The sequence below is a fragment of the Microvirga subterranea genome, from assembly GCF_003350535.1.
Taxonomy (GTDB): domain Bacteria; phylum Pseudomonadota; class Alphaproteobacteria; order Rhizobiales; family Beijerinckiaceae; genus Microvirga; species Microvirga subterranea.
In genome coordinates, this window is sequence record NZ_QQBB01000005.1 from 319715 (window position 1) to 340134 (window position 20420).

Below are 20420 nucleotides of genomic sequence, written 5' to 3' on the forward strand. Positions count from 1 at the left end.
TCTATATGCAGGTCCGACAGTTTGATCGGATTCTAAGAAATGTCCCCCTCCAGCGTCCCTGCCGCGAGCGCGCCCGCCTCGCGGTCCAGCGGTTTGGTCGCCACCATCAAGAAGCTCTGGCCCTATCTCTGGCCGCACGGCCGGCCCGACCTCCAGCGCCGGGTCTTCCTGGCTTTCGGGCTGCTCCTGGTCGCCAAGGGCGTCACGATGGTCACCCCCTTCGCCTTCAAATGGGCGACCGATGCGCTCGTCGCCGTGACCGGCGCCGCCGGACAGGGGACCGAGGCGGCGGCGACGGCCGGTTCCTGGCTCTGGCGGGCTCCGGTCCTGCTTACGATTATCTACGGCGTCACCCGCATCCTCATGGCGGTGCTGACCCAGATCCGCGACGGCCTCTTCGCCAAGGTGGCGATGCACGCGGTGCGCAACCTCGCGCTCCAGACCTTCGAGCACATGCACCGCCTGTCCTTGCGCTTCCACCTGGAGCGCAAGACCGGCGGCCTGACCCGCGTCCTGGAACGCGGCCGCGAGGGCATCGAGGAGCTGTCCCGTCTCGTCGTGCTCACCCTCGTGCCGACCATCCTCGAATTCGTGCTGGTGCTCGGGATTTTGGCGTACGAGTTCGACTGGACCTATTCGGCCGTCGTCTTCGTCATGGTGGTGATCTATCTCGGCTATACCTACCAGGCGACCCAGTGGCGGATCTCGATCCGCAAGCGGATGAACGAGTCCGACACGGACGCCAACACCAAGGCGGTGGATTCGCTCCTCAACTACGAGACCGTGAAGTATTTCGGAGCCGAGGCCCGGGAGGCCGAGCGCTACGACCGCTCCATGGAGAAATACGAGAAGGCCTCGACCCAGACCTACACGTCGCTCGCGGTGCTCAATGCGGGTCAGGCAGTGATCTTCTCCATCGGCATGACCATCGTGATGATCCTGGCCGCGCGGGACATCATTGCGGGCCGGGTCTCCATCGGCAGCTTCGTCCTCGTGAACGCGATGCTGGTTCAGCTCTACATCCCGCTGAACTTCATGGGCATGCTCTACCGCGAGATCAAGCAGGCCCTCATCGACATCGAGGACATGTTCCGGATCATCGAGCGCAATCCCGAGATCGAGGACAGGCCGAACGCCAAGCCGCTCCAGGCCTCGAACGGCGTGGTGCGCTTCGAGGACGTGCATTTCGCCTACATCCCCGAGCGTCCGATCCTGAAGGGAGTCAGCTTCGAGGTGCCGGCCGGCCACACGGTCGCCATCGTCGGCCCCTCGGGCGCGGGCAAGTCCACCATCTCGCGCCTGCTGTTCCGGTTCTACGAGCCGACGAGCGGGCGCATCCTCATCGACGGCCAGGACATCGCCGATGTGCAGCAGGCCTCCCTGCGCAAGGTGATCGGCATGGTTCCGCAGGACACGGTGCTGTTCAACGACACCATCGGCTACAACGTCCAGTACGGCCGCTGGGACGCCTCGGCCGAGGAGGTGAGGGAGGCGGCGCGCCTCGCCCAGATCGACCGGTTCATCGGCCAGCTGCCCGAAGGGTATGACACGCCGGTGGGCGAGCGCGGGCTGAAGCTTTCCGGCGGCGAGAAGCAGCGCGTCGCCATCGCCCGCACCATTCTCAAGGGACCGCCGATCCTGGTGCTCGACGAGGCGACCTCGGCGCTGGACACCTTCACCGAGAAGGAGATCCAGGACGCCCTCGACCGCGTCAGCCGCGGGCGCACCACCCTGGTGATCGCCCACCGGCTCTCCACCGTCATCGGCGCGGACGAGATCATCGTCCTCGACCAGGGGCGGATCGTCGAGCGCGGCACCCATGCCAGCCTGCTGGCCCAGGGCGGCGTCTATGCGGCCATGTGGAACCGCCAGCGCCAGGTGGACGAGGCCCGCGAAACCCTCAAGCGGGTCGAGCAGGAAGCGCACAGCGAGGAAAGCGTGGCGGGTTGACGGAACCCGCCCCTCCTGCCATCCCCCTCCCACGATCCATCAAGGCCCTGAAGAATGACCGATATCCTCGAATCGATGCGCCGCATCTTCGTCCCGATCCACAAGGAGGGCTATCCCTTCATTCTCATCGCCCTGGTTGCGACGATCCTGCTGGCCATGCTGTGGTCGCCCCTGGGGTGGATCGGCACGATCCTGACGGTGTGGGTCTGCTATTTCTTCCGCGATCCTCCGCGGGTCACCCCGATCCGGGACGGCCTCGTGGTCTCGCCGGCCGACGGGCGCGTGAGCCTCATCACCACGGCGGTCCCGCCGGCGGAGCTCGACCTGCCGCAGGAGCCGATGACCCGCATCTCGGTCTTCATGAACGTGTTCGACTGCCACGTGAATCGCTCGCCCGTCGCAGGCCGGATCACCCAGATCCTCTACACGCCGGGCCTCTTCCTCAATGCGGAACTCGACAAGGCGAGCGAGGACAACGAGCGCAACGCCCTCGTGATCGAGACCGGCGAAACAAAGATCGGCGTGGTGCAGATCGCCGGCCTCGTGGCGCGCCGCATCGTGTCCTTCGTGAAGGTCGGCGACACCCTCGGGGCCGGCGAGCGTTTCGGCCTGATCCGCTTCGGTTCCCGCCTCGACATCTACGTGCCGCTCTCGACCCAGGTGCTCGTGGGCCTCGGCCAGACCGCGGTGGCGGGCGAGACTGTCCTGGCCGATCTCACCGCGAAGGAGCCGTCGCGCCCCTTCCGGGTCGGCTAGCGCTCTGGCTTGCCGCTCCCCTGGGCTGACCCTAGTATTTCCGCATGAGTGACCTGTTCCCCCCCTTCGCGCCCGATCCGGACGAGCCTCGGAGGCGTCTGTTCAAGCCGGTTCCGGTTCGGGTCATCATCCCGAACATCATCACCCTGATCGCCCTCTGCCTCGGCCTGACGGCGATCCGGCTGGCCTATGAGGGACGCTACGAGCCGGCGGTGATCGCCATCGTGGTGGCGGCCCTCCTCGACGGGGTGGACGGGCGCATCGCCCGGCTTCTCAAGGGGACCTCGCGCTTCGGCGCCGAGCTCGATTCCCTGGCCGATTTCGTAAATTTCGGCGTCACCCCGGCCCTGATCCTCTACAGCTTCGTGCTGCATGACCTGAAGGCGCTCGGCTGGATCGTCGTCTTGGTCTTCGCCATCGCGATGGCGCTGCGCCTTGCCCGCTTCAACGCGATGCTGGACGATCCCCACCGGCCGGAATGGAAGAAGAACTTCTTCACCGGCATGCCGGCCCCGGCCGGAGCCGTGACGTCGATGCTGCCGCTCTACCTGAGCTTCCTCGGGGTGCCTGTGGAGGCGGCCGCAGCGCCGGTCGTGCTGGTGTACCTCCTAGGCCTCGCCTTCCTGATGGTGTCCACGATCCCGGTCTATGCGGGAAAGAACATCGGCCGGGTGCCGCGCCACTGGGTCCTGCCGATCTTCGTGCTGTCCGTCGCTGTGTTCGGGCTCCTGGTCAGCTTCCCGTTCGAGATGCTCACCCTGATCACGGTGCTGTTCCTCGGCACGATTCCCCTCGGCGTCATGCGCTACCGCAAGCTCGAGCGCATGCATGCCCTGCAACCCGTTCCCGTCGCGACCGAGGCATCGGCGCCGGGAGCCGAGCCGCCGCCGGCGGCTTGATTCATCGTTCGCCGGTTCCATCTTGTGACCGGCCGACAGTGCCGCTTCCTGAGGAGGCGGCCTGTTCCCCGTCAGGTCCGGACCGGACCTCAAAAGCGTTTGGAGATCGTTCGTGGCGTCGTCTTCCGAGGTGTCGAATCCCAGCTGGCGTCCGAAGCTCGTTCTGGCTTCCGCGTCGCCCCGAAGGCTCGCCCTGCTGCAGCAGGCAGGGATCGAGCCCGATGCGCTCCTGCCGGCGGACGTGGACGAGACGCCCCTGAAGGGCGAGAACGCCAAGGAACTGGCCCGGCGCCTGTCGCGACAGAAGGCCGAGATCGCCGCCAGGGTGGCCCGCGGCTCCGACGAGCTGAAGGACGCCTACATCCTGTCCGCCGACACGGTGGTGCTTGCGGGCGGGCGCATCCTGCCCAAGGCCGAGGTGGTGGACGAGGCGGCGGCCTGCCTACGCCTGCTCTCCGGCCGCGCCCACCGGGTCTACACCTCGGTCTGCCTCGTGACCCCGAAGGATGCGATTCGCGAGCGTCTCGTGGAGACGCGGGTGCGCTTCAAGCGCCTCTCGCGGGACGAGTTCGAGCGCTACCTCGCCTCCGGCGAGTGGCGCGGCAAGGCGGGCGGCTACGCGATCCAGGGGCTCGCCGGCACGTTCGTGGTCAAGCTGGTCGGCTCCTACACGAACGTGGTCGGCCTGCCGCTCTACGAGGCCGTGGCCCTGCTGGACGGGGAGGGCTATCCGGTCCGGTTCACCTGGCTCAACGCGGCCTGACGAGGCAGGAGGGCGCTTCATGACTCCCGCGAACGAGAACAACCCGCAAGGCGCCGCCGGCAAGTGCCCGATCTGCGGCAAGCCCACGAACCCCGACTACCGCCCGTTCTGCTCGAAGCGCTGCGCGGACGTGGACCTGAACCGCTGGCTTTCGGGCACATACGCGATCCCCACTGTCGAGGACGACGAGGACGGGAACGAGGGCGATCGCGAGGCGTGAAAATTTTTCCGCTCCGTCATGTCAGAAGCGGGTAGACAGGCGCCGCTGGTCTGACTATACAACCGGCCTCGACGCGAACAGCCAAGCGCTGACGCCGAATGCCCAGGTAGCTCAGTTGGTAGAGCATGCGACTGAAAATCGCAGTGTCGGTGGTTCGATTCCGCCCCTGGGCACCACTCCCCTAAATCAGCTCTGATCTCAAATCCGCATTCTGAATGCTCGGCTCTCGGCCGCGCTCAGATACCGAGACGTGCGACCTGCGCACTGAAGGCCGCGCGCTATCGCTCCGCCCGGCTGGTCTGAGGAGGCTTGATGCGGGTTCGGGGCGGCAGGACCGTCACGGTGATCTTCTTGGATGCGAGCAGCGGCGCGAAGGGCTTGTGATCCGCGTCCCCCAGGACAAGCTGCAGCGTGTGCTTGCCGGGCGGAAGGTCGAGGCGCGTCTCGGTCTGTCCGGCGCCGAAATGGAGGTGCTGCTTGTCGGTCGGGATCGGCTCGTTAGGGTCGATTGTCTCGTCCACATCGACCAGGAGATGGTGGTGCCCCATGTTGGGCGTCTTGTCCCCCGCATGGGTGACGCCCATGTTGCGCAGCCCGAACCGCACAGGGAAGCCGCCGCGGATCCGCTGCCCGTCGCGCGGATAGATGATGTAGACGGAGGCGTCCGCTGGCGCCGGGGTCTGCGCCTGCGCCTCCCATGGGATCCAACAGGCGCCAATGGCAAATGCGGCGGCAATCATACCCTGGCGGGCGCTGGCATGCATCGCAGGTCTCCTCCCTAAAGCGAACGGGCTACCCGGAATCCATGGGCCGGATAGCGCACGCCGCTGTCGTAATAGGCCCGGCTCGCGGACCGGGCATAGCTCGCATCGTTCCGCCAGGATCCACCGCGCAGCACGTTCTCGCGACAGTTCGGCTCGGTCCAGGCGGACCCGTCGGCCGGAGCGCCGGTGTAGTTCGGATGCCAGCAATCCTCGACCCATTGCGCGACGCTGCCGACGAGGTCATGAAGCCCGAGCGGATTGGCCGGGAAGCTGCCGACCGGCGCGGGCTGGCGCGGATCGTAGGCCCCGCCGCAGCCTTTGCAGCTCGCCATCTTCGGCACGACCTTCTCGCCCCACCAGTAGCGGCTGGTGGTGCCGGCACGGGCGGCATATTCCCACTCGGCCTCGCTCGGCAGGCGATAGTTCTGGCCCGTGCTATTCGAGAGCCACGCCACGAACTGCTTCGCGTCGGCCCAGCTCAGGTTCCGGGCCGGAGCCGCCGCATTGCCTTCGAGCGCCGCCGTGCAGGCATTCGCCGCCACGCACTGGTTCCATTCGCCGACCGTGACGGGATACCGCCCCAGGGCGAAGGCGGTGACGCGGACGAGATGAGCGGGCGCCTCGGAGGGATCCTCGCTGCTCCCCATCCGGAAGCTGCCGCCGGGCAGGCGCACCAGTTCCGGACAGCCCTGGCAGTCGCGCAGGCTCGTTCCTGACTCGGCCGGCTTGCTGAAAGGCTGCGGGGGCGGAACCGCGGCGACCTGGGTGTTGCCGGCCGGAGCGGTAGCAGCGGGAGCCGCCTGCGGGATCGGGATCGGCAGCACGCCCGAAAGGGGCGGAGGCGGGGGCGGCAGGCCGGGCGGGTTGGCGGTCGCCTGAGGTGCAGGCTCTGGCGGCGGCGCCGGACTGGCCTGCAACTGCGCCGTGGCAGGAGCCGGCTGGCTCGCGACGACCTCGGGCGCCACCGCTGATCGTTGCGACAGGAGGACGTAGGATCCCGCTCCCGCCGCGGCCAGCACCGCCACGAGGCTGGCTGCCACCCGTTTCCATCTGGCATGGGTCGCACGGGAGACGGCGGCCGGGTCGGGCAGGACGCGATAGATGCGCACCGGGTCCGTGATGTTCTTCAGCTTCTCGTCGCCGAGCGACTGGTAGCCGCAGACCAGCTTGTTCTTGATCTGCTCGTAGACGCCGCCCGAGATGTAGACGCCGCCGGGGTCGGCCATGTTCTCAAGTCGGGCCGCGATGTTGACGCCGTCGCCATAGACGTCGTCCGGATCGACGATGACGTCGCCGAGGTTCACGCCGATCCGGTAGCGGATCCACTGCTCAGGCGGCAGCGAGGTGTTTCGCGCGGCCATCGACTGCTGAATCACGATGGCGCAGCGAACGGCCTCAAGGGGACTGTCGAACATGGCCAGGAAGCCGTCGCCCGTCGTCTTGATCAGGCGGCCGAAATGCTCCTGGATCGTCGGCTCGATCATCTCGCGCCGGTGCCGCTTCAGGCGGGCGAGGGTGCCTTCCTCGTCGAAGCCCATGAGCCGGCTGTATCCGGCGATGTCGGCCGCAAGAATGGCCGCCAGCCGACGCGGGCTGCCGATGACATGCGATGTGCTCTCTCCGGGCATGGTAACTCCCGATGGCACGACGACATCCTGCGAAGGTACACCCAACTGCACCGTCGAGGCAACGAACGGTCTTGCGCCGCATCCCCTCTTCGGCTCAGGTCCCGTCGTCCTCGGGCTGCGTCTCGAGATTGTCGAGGCACCAGGGCCGCCCGCCCGAGCGCCTCTCCAGCGCCTCCACCCGCCGCAAAAGCTCCGTGGCGAGCGTCGCCTCTCGCCGGAAGCCCTCATCGCCGGGATCGCTCCCGAGCCGCAGATGCAGGTCGCGCACTCTCGCTTCGAGGGAGCGTCTAAGGACGCCCAGGTGCTCCTGTTCGATGTCGATCCGCACCGCGGTGCCTGTCGGATTCATGCCTACTCCGGATTCAGATGGCCCCGCCGGTCATGGTTTTCCCGGGAGCCTTCTCCCAGCTCACCGCGTGCGCATCGGCCGAGGCGTCAGGGCCTACAATTCCCTCCCGTCGCTTGGTGCCGGAGCGTGGGGCGAGGGGGCTGGATCGTCCCAGAGGCTCTCACTGGTGTCACAGTCGGTCCGCGGCAGCGCCCAAGCGGGCTGTACCGAAGCGGAGGGTGTCACCTTGCCCGCGATCTCGCGAACGATCTTGGCTCTCGTCTCCGTGAGAAACTGCTGCCGCGCGCGCACCGGGATCATGAACGCGTCCGGTCCACCGATCACGCAGTCGCGATAATAGGCGTCCAGCGTCGCATTCTCTCGCCGGTCGGGGGCCTTGAGCATGATGGGCAATCCGTTGATGGTCACACCGCGCGCGACCGCCTCGTCGCGTGCATCCGTGACGAGACGTCCCTGATTGTTCGAGCCATCGCCCGAAATGTCGATCACCCGCCGCGAGGCGAGGAGATGGCCCGACCAGAAGAGGGCTACGCTGAAGTCGATCGCCTCCGAAATGGAGGTCCCCGCCACGCGGTGAACGGGGGCCCGCGCCAGTCGGTCGGCAAAAGAGGCGGCATCGCTCGAACCGCTCAGGATCGTCCAGGGGACCACCAAGCTCTGGTACCTCGGCGCATGAGCTCCGGCCCATTCGACATAGGCGACCGCAATCTGCCCGTACATGCCGTTGCGAATGGCTTCATGGACCAGAGGCGACCGGAATGCTTCGACATAACCCTGCCGTTGCAGGTCCTGCTCATCCGGATCCATCGAGGTGGAGACATCGACCGCGAGGACCAGCGCCAGGTCAACCTGGGTCGGAGCGCCACGCCAGGCACCGGCAAGAGGCAGGAGCCCGACGGCAAGTACAGGGAGTAGCCACGGAGCCTTGAAATACCCCATTGCAGTCTCTCCTGACGGAAGGGCTTTGCCCCCTCGGCCCTCCGGTCGCTCCCTCAGGTTTCCTTCTTGCGGAAGGTCTGGTGACAGCCGCCGCAGTTCTGGCCGACGCGCTGGACCGCTGCCTGCAGGCTGGCCTGGTCGGTGATCCCCGCCTGGGCCGCCTTGGCATCCTGTTCGAGCTTGGCCGCATGGGCGTCGAAATCGGCTTTGCGCTCCCAGATCACCGGAAGAGCCTCCGTCTTGCCCTGGTGGGTCCCTGGCGGGAACAGGGCGGGGATCTGCCTAGCGTTCTGCTCGATTCTCCCGAAGGCCGCTTGGGCATTGGCCGCATTGAACGGGACCTGTCCCCGGACCATCCCCGTCAGCAGTCGCACCTGCTCCTGGTTGTTCTTCATCAGGTCCTGGCGCTGACGGACCGGATCGCCCTGTTGGGCCAACACGCCGAGCCCGCTGGCGACCAATGCACCTGCCGCGGCAACAAAAATCCTTCGCATGACCGGCATCCTCTCTTGCAGCCGTCAGAATGCGCTTCGACTGCGACCGCGAACAGGGGCGAATGAGTGTTAGGGTCGGTTCTCCCGTTGAGTTATGCCAAACGGCCACCTCAGTTGAACGAGGCCGTGTTGTCGATCATCTGCCGAATCCGCTCGATCATCATCACCTGATACTCGTCGAGCCCGAAGCGTTTGCCGAGGTCCCGGCAGAGGATGATCGTCTCGAGGGCGTGCGCCCATTCGCGGGAGCGGTAGGCCGAAAGCATGGCCCCGTTCAGATCCGCCAGTTCCCGGAACGCGACGCTGCGGGCGACGTCCGCCCGTCCGAGCACCGTGAAGATCCGCTCCGGCTCCGTCTTGCCCTTCACCTGAAGCTGATCGAGCTCCAGCACCGCGAAGCGGCCCTGGACGGAGTGGGCCGTCTTCTCCCCGATGACGATCGGGACGCCGTATTGCTTCGTCAGTCCCTCCAGGCGAGATGCCAGGTTCACCGTGTCCCCGAGCACCGAATAGTTGAAATGCAGGTCGGAGCCGAAATTGCCGACGACGCATGGGCCCGTGTTCAGGCCAATGCCGATGCGCAGCGGCGGGACCTCCTCGCCGTCGCCTGCTTCGCGCAGGCGTTGGTCGTTCAGCCGCGCGAGGCTCTCCAGCATCGAAAGGGCCGCGTCGCAGGCATTCGCCGCATGGGCGGAATCGAGGAGAGGGGCGTTCCAGAACGCCATGACGGCATCGCCCATGTATTTGTCGATCGTCCCCTTGCGCTCGATGATGTCGTTGGTCAGCGGCGTGAAGAGGCGGTTGATGAGGGCCGTCAGTCCCTGCGGATCGCCCTTGTAGAGCTCCGCGATCCCGGTGAAGCCCCGCACGTCGGAGAACAGGACCGTCAGCTCCCGCTGCTCGCCCCCGAGGGTCAGCTTCTCCGGCGAGCGAGCCAGTTCCTCGACGAGGGCCGGCGAGATGTACTGGCTGAAGGCGGAGCGGATGCGGTAGCGGTCCGCCGAGACGGACACGTAGTTCGTGCAGACCAGCACCGCGTAGACGAGGAAGCCCGAGATGAGCGGGAACGTATAGTCGATGAGAAGTCCGAGAAACCGGAAGCAGTACCACGATACGCCAAGCGTCAGCACGGCGGTCGCGCCGCCCAGGATGAACAGGGTTCCGGCATTCATCCGCGGAGCCAGCGCGATGAGGGCGAGGCTCAGCAAGGTGGCGAGCGAGACCTCCACGAAGGCGGTGTAGCTCGGGCGGCTCAGGGTCGAGCCGGTGAGGGCGCTCTCCAGGAGCTGCGCGTGCAGCTCGACACCGGGTAGGGCCGGATGAACGGGCGTTACCTTGAGATCGAGCAGGCCGGCTGCGGACGTTCCGACGAGGATCATCTTTCCGGCGATCTGCTCGGGCCGGACGTTCCCGCGCAGCAGGTCGATCGCCGAGACGTACTTGGCGGGTGACGGCGGGGAGAAATGGATCCAAATGCGTCCCTTGCCGTCCGTCGGGATGTCGAAATCGTGCACGGCGATGCTGCGGATGCCGCTGGCGTCCGTCCTGATGAGAATGGCGCCCGATCCCGTCAGCACTCGGAGCATCTCGAGCGAGAGAGATGGCACCATGGTCTCGTCGGCGAGGGCAACCAGCGGCACCCGGCGGACGGTGCCGTCTCCTTCGGGGATCACCGAGAAAAGGCCGTGTCCCTTGGCAGCTTCGTCGAGGATAGGAAGATTGCGCAGCAGGCGCGGGAAATCGACCAGGAAGGGCCGGGGATCAGGTCCGAGCGTCGCGATTCCCGTCTGGGCGGCCGGCCTGTCGATGGGTGCCGTCCCCGAGACACGATAGCCCGATTGCCCGAGCACCACCTTCGCCCGTCGCACGGCTTCGGCAAAGATCATGTCGTTGTTCGGCAGGCTCTGAAGCGCCTGCCGCGCCGCATCGTCCAGCCCCTTGAAGGTCTCGAGCGCCACGTCCGGGGAGCTGCGGTCGGCTTCCGGAAACAGCACGTCGAACCCGATGACGGTACCACCCAGTTCCGACACCTTCGAGACGATGTCGGCCATGATCGTCCGAGGCCAGGGCCATTGTCCGAGCGCCCGCAGGCTCGGCTCGTCGATGTCGATGATGGCGACGAGATCGTTCGTCGCCTCGCGGGGATGGAGCAGCTGGTAGATGTCGAAGGACTTCTGCCGGAGCGCCTCGATCGGCCTTGGATCCCAGATCCGCAGTGCGAGAAGCTCGACGAGGAGCAGCAGGGCGACGATGCGGCCGGTCCCGAAATCGTGCATGCGTCGGAGAAGGCCCCGCGTCACGGCAGGGCTCCTCTCCGACCCCGGTCGCACCGGATGCGCATTTTGCCAGTGGGGCCGGCGGGATCCCTAGTCGCCATGTGGAGCATCTGCACCTCAAAGCAGGAAATCGGTGGAGCGTGGCAGGGCGCCTGCGATCGTCAGCTGCGTCGTGAGGACCTCGTTGCTCGCGAAGGTCACTGTCGCCGTCACCACGTTGTCCTCGCCGACAATCCGATCGAGGCCGCTCACCGACGCGTCGAGCGCGAGGCCGGTTGGTGTGCTGACGAGATCCTCGGGACCGATCTCCGGAACCTCCGTGCCGTTCACGAAGACTGCGACGTCCACAACCTGTCCGGACCCGAGCGGCCGGCCCAGAACGGTCGTGTCGATCTGATCCGGCGAGGTCAACCGTGAGGCCCCGCCCGTGTTGTCGATCGTGTTGAGCTGGGACAGGCTGGCATCCGCGCCGATCCCCACGGCAGTGATCTTGGCACCATAGATATCGTTCAGGGTGGCGAGTTCGCCTCTGATCGGGCCCTCCCCATTGCCGTCCGAGAGGAAGTAGAGGAAGTTCCTTTCGCCGCCTTGGTCGAGGCCCTGCAGCTTCTCGTTGGCGACCCGCAACGCATCGGCGAAGTTCGTCTGGCCACTGGCGTCGAGACCCCTCAGGTAGTTCGCGATCGACTGCTCGCCCGCTTCGCCGAGGCTGAACGTCGCCGCGTTCACGCCGGGCGCGGGAGTGCCTGTGTCGTCGGTCGGATCGGCGCTGCCGTTGAAGGGAATGACCGTGACGGTGACATCCTCGGGGGAAAAGCCGAGGCTCCTGATCCGCTCGGTCAGGGTGATCAGGCCGGCGATCTCCGCATCGAGAACGGTGTTGGCGCTCCCGTCGCCGTTGAGATCCCCGACGGGCGTCCCGGCGAAAGCTCTGGCTGTGCTGCCCGAGACGTCGACCAGGTACAGGATGTTCGATTGCGGCTGCACGACCGGACCCAGGTCGATGGTCAAACCGAGCTCCGCCGTCGCGGTCGTGGTGGCGGACGGCGCCTCCATCGTCAGGGTGACCGTCTGCTGGTTGAACCCGAGAACGGCGTCGGCGGCATCCGCCTGAAGCGGAGACGAATAGGTTCCCTCGCCGCGGACCTGCACGGTAGCGTTCGCGGTATCCGCTCCTCCCTTGCCGTCGGATACCGTATAGGTGAAGGAGACCGTAGCGGTCTCGCCGGCGCCGAGCGCGCTGAACGCGTCGCCCGGGTCGAAGGCGAGGTCCCCGGACGAGGTCTGGAACAAAAAGCCCTCGGCCGGCGCGGTCCATTGCACGATCCTGAGGGCGTCGGAATCGACATCGCGGTCGTTGGAGAGCAGGGCGAGCACCGTGGGACGGGCCTCGTCGACCCCGACGATGATGTCGTTCGCGGCTTCGGGCGCGTCGTTCGCGCCCGTGATCGTCACGGTCACGGTTTCCACCGCACTGCCGCCATGCGCGTCGCTGACGGTCACGTCGTATCTCTGAACCAGGACCTGACCGGCCGCGAGGGAGTCGAGCACGCTGTCCGCCACCGAGAACGTCCAGCCCACGGTGCCGCCGCTGTCGATGGCGGACGTGTCGAGGCTGAAGGTGCCCGGATACCCGGCGTCCCGCGGCACGAAGGTTGCCGTATGGGTGTCCGGCGTGTCCACATCCGTGAACGTGATGGCACCCGACTGGCTATGCATCACGGTGGTTGCACCGGCCACGAGTTCGGCCGCCTCGGTGACTGTTCCCGACGGTGCCGCGGAGGTGATCACCGGGCTGTCGTTGGCGCCGGTGACGGTCCACGACGCCGATGCAGGTGCCGTGGCGATCCCATCCGAAACTGTATAATCGACCACGACGACGGTTTGGGCGCCCGCCGCGAGGGACTGGTACGCGGCCGGGTTCAGCCGGAAGGTCTTGGTCGCCGCGTCATAGGTCACTCCCGGAGGAAGGGACGACGGCAGGTCCACAATCGTGAGGGTCGCGCCGGAATCCACGTCGGACGCCTTCGCTAAGGCGGAGAGCGTCGAGACGGATCGGTCCTCCGTGGCCGCGCCGGTCACGTCACCCCGGACGACGGGAGCGTCATTCGCGCCGCTCACGGTCCATGAGACGGATGCCGGAACGCGACTGCCGGCAACCACGAGGCTGTAGTTGACCGTGACGGTCTGTTTATCACCCGCGCCGAGATGCTGATAGGCCGGGTGCGACGGATCCAACGTGAACGTGCGCGAAGCTTCAACATAGCGAACGCCGGGAGGCAGGACCGCCGGCACATCCACCAGCCACGCGGACACGGCGCCGTTCGGGCCGGTCACCGCCGGTGAATCGAGACGCTCCAGCGGACCGTCCTCCACGGCGTTGCCGCGGATCGGCGCAGGCGGGGATATGAGTGGCGCCAAGCTCGCATCCCGGGGCGTGGCAAGTTCAGGAATATAGGGCGTGATGGAAAAGAGCGCGTGTTCGACGGACGGGGCGTCGTGCAGAAGATTGGCTGGGACGATGGGGCCCGGCTCGAAGTCGCTGCTGCCTCGCCGCTGCTGCGGCGCGAAAATCTGGAACAGGTCGCGGACGAGATCGCTCTCGCCGCGCAACTCGTCCGCGGTCTTCGTCACCTGCGTGATGCTCAGGTCCGAGGCCGCCCGCGGCGTGAGAATGGTTGCGGATCGTGCATCGGATATGGTGGTGAGAACCCGTGACGGGTTGTTCTTGTCGAGAAGAACGAAGGATCCGACCGAACCGTCCGGCTCCGTAAGCAGCGAGATCTTCGTGACGCCGCTCAACGCCGCGATTTCCGTGTGAACGGCCGTGCCGCGGATCGCCATGGTGGCGACGGGCGTGTCGACCTTGAGGTCGCCCGTTTTGGCGACGCGTCCGGCCACGAACCCGATGACGCCCTGCACGAGGGTGAAGAAAGCGGAGTTCGACTGCGAGTCGGCGGAATACACCATCTCGTTCAGCACCATGCGGGCGCTGGACGAGAGACCGAAGACCGTTCCGTCGTTGAGCTTGATGGTGAGGGATGAGTCGGCGGCGGTTTGGACCACATCGCCTTTCGCGACCGGATCGCCGAGATGAAGTTCGACCGGGACGCCGTTACGCAGGACGGTCGCCGTTCCCGAAACCTTTTCGACGCGGCCGATCGGAACCCGTGCCGCCGTCGTATCGGTCGATTGCGCATATTGCCCGGGAGGGTCGGGACCGGCGAGGGCATCGATGGTCTCTCCGGTCAGGCTCGCGCCCTCCGGGGTCCTGATGTTCGGTCGTCGATCATCCTTGAAATAGCCCGTGATGACGGCCGTCACATCCTGACCGATGAGGAGCAGATCGGCGCCGGATCTCTTGAAATCGGCTGTGAAGAGAAGATCGGCATCCGGGAAGACGATCATGCCGTCGGCGTCAACATTCTCCCCCGACGCCTGTTCAGCATCGACCCAAATGTCGAAAACAGTGGCGCCGTCCCCGGATTGGTACACAGCAGGCCCCTTGTGTCGCAACGATAGTAGCGCTTTTGCGAAGTCCTTCCTACCGGAATGAAATCTCAGCACATGGCGGCTGCGACGACACCGGTCGAGCAAACGGAGTTTTGACAGAAAGCAATCATGTTGATATCAACGTTTCTGGACGTGGAGCGACGCTGCTCCGAGCAGCGACATCAGAGAGCAGGGGAGAACGCCGATGGCATACGTGGACGGATTCGTCTTGGCCGTGCCGGCCGACAAGAAGGAGATCTTCCGCAAGCACGCCGCCGAGGCGGCGCCGCTGTTCAAGGAGTTCGGCGCAACGCGCATGGTCGAATGCTGGGGCGACGACGTGCCGGACGGCAAGCTCACGGATTTCCGCCGCGCCGTGAAGGCGACGGATGATGAGATCGTGGTGTTCAGCTGGATCGAATACCCCTCGAAGGAGGTTCGCGATGCGGCGAACCAGAAGATCATGACCGATCCGCGCATGAAGGCGATGGGCGAGCAGATGCCGTTCGACGGCAAGCGCATGATCTTCGGCGGCTTCGCGCCAATCCTCGACGTCTGAGGTGCCGCATGACCAATCAGCATGGGGACTTCATCTGGTACGAACTCATGACCACGGAGGCTGACGCCGCTGCCGCCTTTTATGGTGCGGTGCTCGGCTGGCAGGCACGGCCCGCCGAGGGATCCGTGCGCGGCTACAACATCTTCGGGGTCGGCGGCGCCGACGTGGGTGGTCTCATGACCATCCCGCCGGAGGATTGCGATACGGGCATGCAACCGGGCTGGCTCGGCTATATCGCTGTCCGCGACGTGGATGCGGCGGCGGCCGAAATCCTGGACGCAGGCGGCCGGCAATATGTGCCGCCGACCGACATTCCGGGCGTCGGCCGCTTCGCGCTCGTGGCTGATCCGCAGGGGGTTCCGTTCTACGTGATGCGCGGCGCCATGGATGGAACGAGTGCGTCGTTCTCGCAGGAGAAGACCGGGCATTGTCACTGGAACGAGCTCGCCACCAGCGACCCTGCGGCCGCACTCGCGTTCTACGGCGCCCGCTTCGGCTGGGAGAAAGGCGACGCCATGCCGATGGGCGAGATGGGCGACTATCAGTTTATCACGCACCATGGAACGACCATCGGGGCGGTGATGAAGCGGATGCCGGATGGGCCGCGGCCGGCCTGGACCTTCTATTTCGGCGTCGAGGACATCGACGCGGCCGCAAGCGCCGTGTTGGGCAACGGCGGCACGATCCATTACGGACCCGCCGAGGTGCCGGGCGGCGTCTTCATCGTCGTCGCCGGCGATCCGCAGGGGGCGATGTTCGGTGCCGTCGGCCCCCGCAAGGCCCAGGCATAATCAGGAGACTTTGATGAGCATTCACGTTTCTGCCTTCCGCTGGGTGCCGCCCTTCGCCCAGGGCTACGTCCGCGATCTTCGCGTGCGCTGGGCCCTGGAGGAGGCGGGAATCCCCTACGAGGCAACGCTGATCGATCCTAAGGTTCAGAAGTCGGACGACTACCGGAACTGGCAGCCTTTCGGACAGGTGCCGGCTTATCGGGACGGGGACGTCGAAATCTTCGAATCCGGCGCGATCGTGCTGCACATCGCCTGGAAGTCGGAGGCGCTGGCGCCGCGGGACGAGGCGGGCCGTGCACGGGTGACGACCTGGGTGATCGCGGCGCTGAACTCCATCGAGCCGCAGGTGCAGAATCTCGTCCAGCTCGACGTTTTCCATGCCGGCGAGGCCTGGACAGTTGAGCGCCGGCCCCAGGCCGAGGCCGCACTAAACAAGCGGCTTTCCGCGCTCAGCACCTGGCTTGGGGGCCGGGACTATCTCGAGGACCGGTTCACGGCGGGCGATCTGATGATGACGACCGTGCTGCGGGAACTGGTCGATTCCGGCATCCTCGAACGATTCCCGAACCTCGATGCCTACCGCCGGCGCTGCGAGGCCCGGCCTGCCTTCGCCCGCGCGCTCGAGGCGCAACTCCGGCCGTTCCGCGAGAACGAGCCGAAGGATCTCGTCACGCCGGCCTAGCGGAGGGGGCGACGCGCTCCCCGAGGACATCGATGAGCGTGCGGATGAACGTCGCGAGATGTTCGCGGCAGATCGAGTCCGCTCCCCGCGTAACGTGATTTCAGGAACCTGAACCCGAGAGGGGCGACGGGCGCCTCTCTCGGACGCGGAAAGCAGACGTAGAGTCCGAGGCCGCGAGGACAAGCGTCGTCAGGCTCGGATCAGACCCGTCGGAAACGCAATTGTCCCGGGTCTCGTCGGCAACCCACCATCGGACCTGTCCGAATCCCGCACGCCACTCCGGAGCCGGAGAAAGGGAACGGACGCGCCGTATGTCCATGGAGGGAACCCCGATGAAAACGCTGTCCAGAACCGCACGCGCGCTGCCCTTTGCGGGCGCGCTTCTCGCGAGCACGGCCCTGCCGGCGCTCGCCGAGATGTCGAGCGCGGTGCGCACCACGTCGCACGAGGTGAAGGGACTGCAGGCGCCGGCCGAGATCCTCGTCGACTTCTGGGGCATCTCGCACATCTACACGGCCAACCAGCATGACGCCTTCTTCATGCAGGGCTACAACGCGGCGCGGGATCGTCTCTGGCAGATCGATCTCTGGCGCAAGCGCGGGCTGGGCCAGCTCGCCAAGGATTTCGGGCCGAGCTACGTCGACCAGGACCGCGCCGCCCGGATGTTCCTTTATCGCGGCGACATGGACAAGGAATGGGCATCCTATGGGCCCAATGCCAAGACCTACACGGAAGCCTTCGTCGAAGGCGTGAACGCCTTCGTGCAGGAAGTGCGCGACGGCACGCGCCCCGCGCCGGTGGAGTTCAAGATCGCCGGAACCCAGCCGGATCTGTGGAAGCCGGAGGATGTGGTCCGGATCCGCAGCCACGGCCTCACCCGGAACGTGGTGTCCGAGGTGCGCCGTGCGCAGGTGGCCTGCGCCGCGGGCCTCGATGCGGACCGCCTGCGCACGAAGTTCGAGCCGGACTGGCAGACATCCGTCCCGGCAGGCCTCGATCCGTGCTCCATCCCGAAGGACGTGCTCAAGGATTACGAGCTCGGCACAAAGGATGTGTCCTTCGCCATGCCTCAGAAGAAGGCGTCGCTGGACTCGCACGAGGAATTCCTCAACGAGGCCATGGCGAATGTGGACCGCATCGGCTCCAACAACTGGGTCGTTTCGGGGAGCCGCACAGCAACCGGCCGCCCGATTCTTGCCAACGATCCGCATCGAGCGCACGGGGTGCCGTCCCTGCGCTACATCGTTCATCTGAACGCGCCCGGCATGTCCGTGATCGGCGCCGGCGAACCGGCTCTTCCGGGCATTTCCATCGGGCACAACGGCAAGATCGCCTTCGGCTTGACGATCTTCGCGATCGATCAGGAGGACCTCTACGTCTACGAGCTGAACCCGAGCAATCCCGGCCAGTATAAGTTCCGCGACGGCTGGGAGGACATGAAGAAGGTGACGGAGACGATCGAGGTGAAGGGCGAGCAGCCGCGCCAGGTCGAGCTGCTCTTCACGCGCCATGGACCGGTCCTGGCCAAGGACGATGCCAAGCAGCGGGCCTTCGCCATGCGCTCGGTGTGGTTCGATCCGGGCACCTCGGCCTATTTCGGCTCGTCCGACTACATGACCGCGCAGAACTGGGACGGGTTCCTCGAAGCGATGAACCGCTGGGGCGCGCCGTCCGAGAACCAGGTCTATGCCGACACGGACGGCAACATCGGCTGGATCCCCGGCGGGCTCACGCCCAAGAGGGTGAGCTACGACGGCCTCATGCCCGTGCCCGGCGACGGTCGCTATGAATGGGAGGGCTTCATCCCGCTGTCCGATCTGCCGAAGGAGTTCAACCCGTCACAGGGCTTCTTCGCCACGGCGAACCAGAACAACCTGCCGCCGGATTACCCGATCAAGGACCGGAAGATCGGCTTCGACCAGTGGGCGGATCCGTCGCGCTTCCAGCGCATCACGAAGGTGCTTCAGTCCAAGCCGAAGTTTACCCTTGCGGATGCCATGGACCTGCAGAACGACGACACCAGCGAGATCGCCCTCCGGCTGATCGCGCTGCTGAAGCCGCTTCAAGCGACGGACGAGAAGCAGAAGGCGGCTCTTGCCCTCCTGCAGAACTGGGACGGGCGGGAGACGGCGGACAGCGCGGCCGCAGCGCTCTTCGAGGTCTGGAGCAGCAAGCACCTTGGCCGGGCCACGATCGCTGCGACCACCCCTGAAGCCGCCCGCCCGATCATCGGCAATGGCAGCCTCTCGGCCGTCGTGGACTATCTGGAAAAGCCCGATCAGGCTCTGGGAGCGGACCAATCGGCTGCGCGAGACAAGGTTCTCTTGCAGAGCCTCTCGGCCGCGGCGGACGAGGTCAGCAAACAACTGGGCGATGACATGGCGCAATGGAAATGGGGGAACCTGCATCAGGCCGAGTTCAACCATGCCCTGAAGCCGCTGGCCGACAAGGCGACCCAGGCGCAGATGACGGTCGGCCCGCTCGCCATGGGCGGGGGCAACAACGTTCCGCACGCGGCAGGCTACAACCTGTCCACCTTCAAGGTGACGTCCGGCGCATCGTTCCGGATGGTGCTGGATGTCGGCAACTGGGACGACAGCCGGGCGATCAACACTCCCGGCCAATCGGGCAATCCCTACAGCCCGCACTACCGCGATCTCGCGTCCCTCTGGGCGACGGGCGACTACGTGCCCTTGCTCTATTCACGGGAGGCCGTCGAGGACGCTGCCAGCGAGCGCCTGCAACTCACTCCGAGGAAGTGATCGAGACGCATCCATGCTAAACCAGGAAGGGGCTGGCCTTGGGCCAGCCCCTTCCATCATGCCGCTCAGGGACGGGAGAGATCCCGAAGCGGTGTTCAGGCCGCCTCGGAGCTTCGGCCTTTCAGCGCTTCCTCCCAGGCGAGTGCATGGGCGATGATCGTGTCGAGGTGATCGAGCTTCGCTTCCCACTTCAGCCTGTCGCGAATGGCAGTCGGGTCCGCCACCAACGTCGCGGGGTCGCCCGCCCGGCGTTCCGCATGGCGGACGTCGAACGCGGCTCCCGAGACACGCTTCACGGCCTCGACGACCTCCCGGACCGAGTACCCGCGGCCGTAGCCGCAGTTCAGGACGGCGCTTTCACCGCCGCCGCGCAGATAGTCGAGCGCGAGAAGATGCGCATGGGCGAGGTCCGAGACATGGATGTAGTCGCGCTCGCAGGTTCCGTCGGCCGTCGGGTAATCCGTGCCGAAGATGTCAAGGTGGGTCCTCTCACCGAGCGCCGCCTGCGTGGCGACCTTGATCAGGTGGGTTGCCCTCCGGCTCGATTGCCCGCTGCGGCATTGCGGGTCGGCACCTGCTACGTTGAAATAGCGGAGGATGACGTAGCTGAGCGGATGGGCGGCTGCCGTGTCGCGCAGCATGAGTTCCGTCATGAGCTTCGACATGCCGTAAGGCGAAACCGGATTGAGAGGTGTGCTTTCGGAGATGGGGCTTTCCTTGGCATCGCCGTAGACGGCCGCCGTGGACGAGAAGATGAAGCGCCGTACGTCGTTGCGGACGGCGGCGCTGATCAGGGCGCGCGATTTGACCGTGTTGTTGAGATAGTATCCCAACGGATCGACGACCGAATCCGGCACCACGATGGAGCCCGCGAAGTGGGCGATGGCTTCGATGCGGTGATCCTGAACAATCTGAGACACGAGCGCCTCGTCACCGCAATCGCCCTTCACGAACGTCGCCTTCGGATGAATCATCCAGGGAAAGCCAGTGCTCAGATCGTCGAGCACCACGACGTCCTGCCCGGAATCGACCAGAGCGAGAACCATGTGGCTGCCGATGTACCCGGCGCCCCCAGTTACCAATACAGTCATGTTCG

At 66.0% G+C, this 20420-nt stretch carries 17 protein-coding genes and 1 tRNA gene; 10 read left to right on the forward strand and 8 right to left on the reverse strand.

Annotated elements, in window-relative coordinates; genetic code table 11:
- Positions 1-39 precede the first annotated feature (39 nt).
- The 6 genes from DES45_RS14815 (at position 40) to DES45_RS14840 (ending at position 4764) form a co-directional block, all read left to right on the forward strand.
- Positions 40-1950: an ABCB family ABC transporter ATP-binding protein/permease gene (locus tag DES45_RS14815; protein ID WP_114770784.1), complete on the forward strand. Its 1911-nt coding sequence runs from the start codon at positions 40-42 to the stop codon at positions 1948-1950.
- A 54-nt stretch (positions 1951-2004) separates the two neighbouring features.
- Positions 2005-2706 carry a phosphatidylserine decarboxylase gene (locus tag DES45_RS14820; RefSeq protein ID WP_114770785.1) on the forward strand — a complete coding sequence of 234 codons (702 nt, stop codon included), beginning with the start codon at positions 2005-2007 and terminating at the stop codon, positions 2704-2706.
- A gap of 44 nt (positions 2707-2750) precedes the next feature.
- Positions 2751-3605 carry a CDP-diacylglycerol--serine O-phosphatidyltransferase gene (gene pssA / locus DES45_RS14825; protein WP_114770786.1) on the forward strand — a complete coding sequence of 285 codons (855 nt, stop codon included), beginning with the start codon at positions 2751-2753 and terminating at the stop codon, positions 3603-3605.
- Positions 3606-3717: 112 nt separating this feature from the next.
- Complete coding sequence (locus DES45_RS14830; RefSeq protein WP_114770787.1) at positions 3718-4368, forward strand: Maf-like protein; 651 nt, start codon at positions 3718-3720, stop codon at positions 4366-4368.
- A 19-nt stretch (positions 4369-4387) separates the two neighbouring features.
- Positions 4388-4588 carry a DNA gyrase inhibitor YacG gene (yacG, locus tag DES45_RS14835; protein WP_114770788.1) on the forward strand — a complete coding sequence of 67 codons (201 nt, stop codon included), beginning with the start codon at positions 4388-4390 and terminating at the stop codon, positions 4586-4588.
- A 100-nt stretch (positions 4589-4688) separates the two neighbouring features.
- Positions 4689-4764: transfer RNA gene (locus DES45_RS14840), tRNA-Phe, on the forward strand.
- A 102-nt stretch (positions 4765-4866) separates the two neighbouring features.
- On the opposite strand, the gene DES45_RS14845 is transcribed toward DES45_RS14840, so the two are convergent.
- From DES45_RS14845 to DES45_RS14875, 7 genes are all read right to left on the reverse strand, one after another.
- Positions 4867-5352, reverse strand: coding sequence for a DUF4399 domain-containing protein (locus DES45_RS14845; protein ID WP_245571728.1), 486 nt, complete (start codon positions 5350-5352; stop codon positions 4867-4869).
- Positions 5353-5366: 14 nt separating this feature from the next.
- Positions 5367-6980 (reverse strand): SUMF1/EgtB/PvdO family nonheme iron enzyme, encoded by a 1614-nt coding sequence (locus tag DES45_RS14850; RefSeq protein ID WP_114770789.1) that lies wholly within the window; start codon positions 6978-6980, stop codon positions 5367-5369.
- 94 nt (positions 6981-7074) lie between these two features.
- Positions 7075-7329 carry a hypothetical protein gene (locus tag DES45_RS14855; protein ID WP_114770790.1) on the reverse strand — a complete coding sequence of 85 codons (255 nt, stop codon included), beginning with the start codon at positions 7327-7329 and terminating at the stop codon, positions 7075-7077.
- 93 nt (positions 7330-7422) lie between these two features.
- Positions 7423-8268: a DUF1194 domain-containing protein gene (locus DES45_RS14860; RefSeq protein WP_114770791.1), complete on the reverse strand. Its 846-nt coding sequence runs from the start codon at positions 8266-8268 to the stop codon at positions 7423-7425.
- 53 nt (positions 8269-8321) lie between these two features.
- Positions 8322-8762: a c-type cytochrome gene (locus tag DES45_RS14865; protein ID WP_170151516.1), complete on the reverse strand. Its 441-nt coding sequence runs from the start codon at positions 8760-8762 to the stop codon at positions 8322-8324.
- 110 nt (positions 8763-8872) lie between these two features.
- A complete protein-coding gene (locus DES45_RS14870; protein WP_245571729.1) occupies positions 8873-11062 on the reverse strand; it encodes a CHASE2 domain-containing protein in 2190 nt (729 codons plus the stop codon).
- Between the two features lie 93 nt (positions 11063-11155).
- Positions 11156-14533, reverse strand: coding sequence for a VCBS domain-containing protein (locus DES45_RS14875; RefSeq protein ID WP_147282416.1), 3378 nt, complete (start codon positions 14531-14533; stop codon positions 11156-11158).
- Between the two features lie 202 nt (positions 14534-14735).
- Here DES45_RS14875 and DES45_RS14880 point away from each other — a divergent pair, with 202 nt between their 5' ends.
- From DES45_RS14880 to DES45_RS14895, 4 genes are all read left to right on the forward strand, one after another.
- On the forward strand, positions 14736-15089 hold the full coding sequence (locus DES45_RS14880) for a DUF1428 domain-containing protein (protein ID WP_114770795.1): 354 nt from the start codon (positions 14736-14738) through the stop codon (positions 15087-15089).
- An 8-nt stretch (positions 15090-15097) separates the two neighbouring features.
- The gene (locus DES45_RS14885) at positions 15098-15880 is read left to right on the forward strand and encodes a VOC family protein (RefSeq protein WP_114770796.1); all 783 of its coding nucleotides are present in this window, start codon (positions 15098-15100) and stop codon (positions 15878-15880) included.
- A gap of 13 nt (positions 15881-15893) precedes the next feature.
- Positions 15894-16562, forward strand: coding sequence for a glutathione S-transferase family protein (locus DES45_RS14890; protein ID WP_114770797.1), 669 nt, complete (start codon positions 15894-15896; stop codon positions 16560-16562).
- Positions 16563-16894: 332 nt separating this feature from the next.
- A complete protein-coding gene (locus tag DES45_RS14895) occupies positions 16895-19324 on the forward strand; it encodes a penicillin acylase family protein (protein WP_114770924.1) in 2430 nt (809 codons plus the stop codon).
- 95 nt (positions 19325-19419) lie between these two features.
- On the opposite strand, the gene galE is transcribed toward DES45_RS14895, so the two are convergent.
- On the reverse strand, positions 19420-20415 hold the full coding sequence (gene galE, locus DES45_RS14900) for a UDP-glucose 4-epimerase GalE (protein ID WP_114770798.1): 996 nt from the start codon (positions 20413-20415) through the stop codon (positions 19420-19422).
- Positions 20416-20420: the final 5 nt, after the last annotated feature.

Coding starts and splice junctions, on each gene's coding strand:
- DES45_RS14895 (WP_114770924.1), top strand. CDS start 16,895: ATGAAAACGCTGTCCAGAACCGCACGCGCGCTGCCCTTTGCGGGCGCG.
- DES45_RS14885 (WP_114770796.1), top strand. CDS start 15,098: ATGACCAATCAGCATGGGGACTTCATCTGGTACGAACTCATGACCACG.
- DES45_RS14860 (WP_114770791.1), bottom strand. CDS start 8,268: ATGGGGTATTTCAAGGCTCCGTGGCTACTCCCTGTACTTGCCGTCGGG.
- DES45_RS14880 (WP_114770795.1), top strand. CDS start 14,736: ATGGCATACGTGGACGGATTCGTCTTGGCCGTGCCGGCCGACAAGAAG.
- DES45_RS14820 (WP_114770785.1), top strand. CDS start 2,005: ATGACCGATATCCTCGAATCGATGCGCCGCATCTTCGTCCCGATCCAC.
- DES45_RS14865 (WP_170151516.1), bottom strand. CDS start 8,762: ATGCGAAGGATTTTTGTTGCCGCGGCAGGTGCATTGGTCGCCAGCGGG.
- yacG (WP_114770788.1), top strand. CDS start 4,388: ATGACTCCCGCGAACGAGAACAACCCGCAAGGCGCCGCCGGCAAGTGC.
- DES45_RS14815 (WP_114770784.1), top strand. CDS start 40: ATGTCCCCCTCCAGCGTCCCTGCCGCGAGCGCGCCCGCCTCGCGGTCC.
- DES45_RS14855 (WP_114770790.1), bottom strand. CDS start 7,329: ATGAATCCGACAGGCACCGCGGTGCGGATCGACATCGAACAGGAGCAC.
- pssA (WP_114770786.1), top strand. CDS start 2,751: ATGAGTGACCTGTTCCCCCCCTTCGCGCCCGATCCGGACGAGCCTCGG.
- DES45_RS14890 (WP_114770797.1), top strand. CDS start 15,894: ATGAGCATTCACGTTTCTGCCTTCCGCTGGGTGCCGCCCTTCGCCCAG.
- DES45_RS14850 (WP_114770789.1), bottom strand. CDS start 6,980: ATGCCCGGAGAGAGCACATCGCATGTCATCGGCAGCCCGCGTCGGCTG.
- DES45_RS14845 (WP_245571728.1), bottom strand. CDS start 5,352: ATGCATGCCAGCGCCCGCCAGGGTATGATTGCCGCCGCATTTGCCATT.
- galE (WP_114770798.1), bottom strand. CDS start 20,415: ATGACTGTATTGGTAACTGGGGGCGCCGGGTACATCGGCAGCCACATG.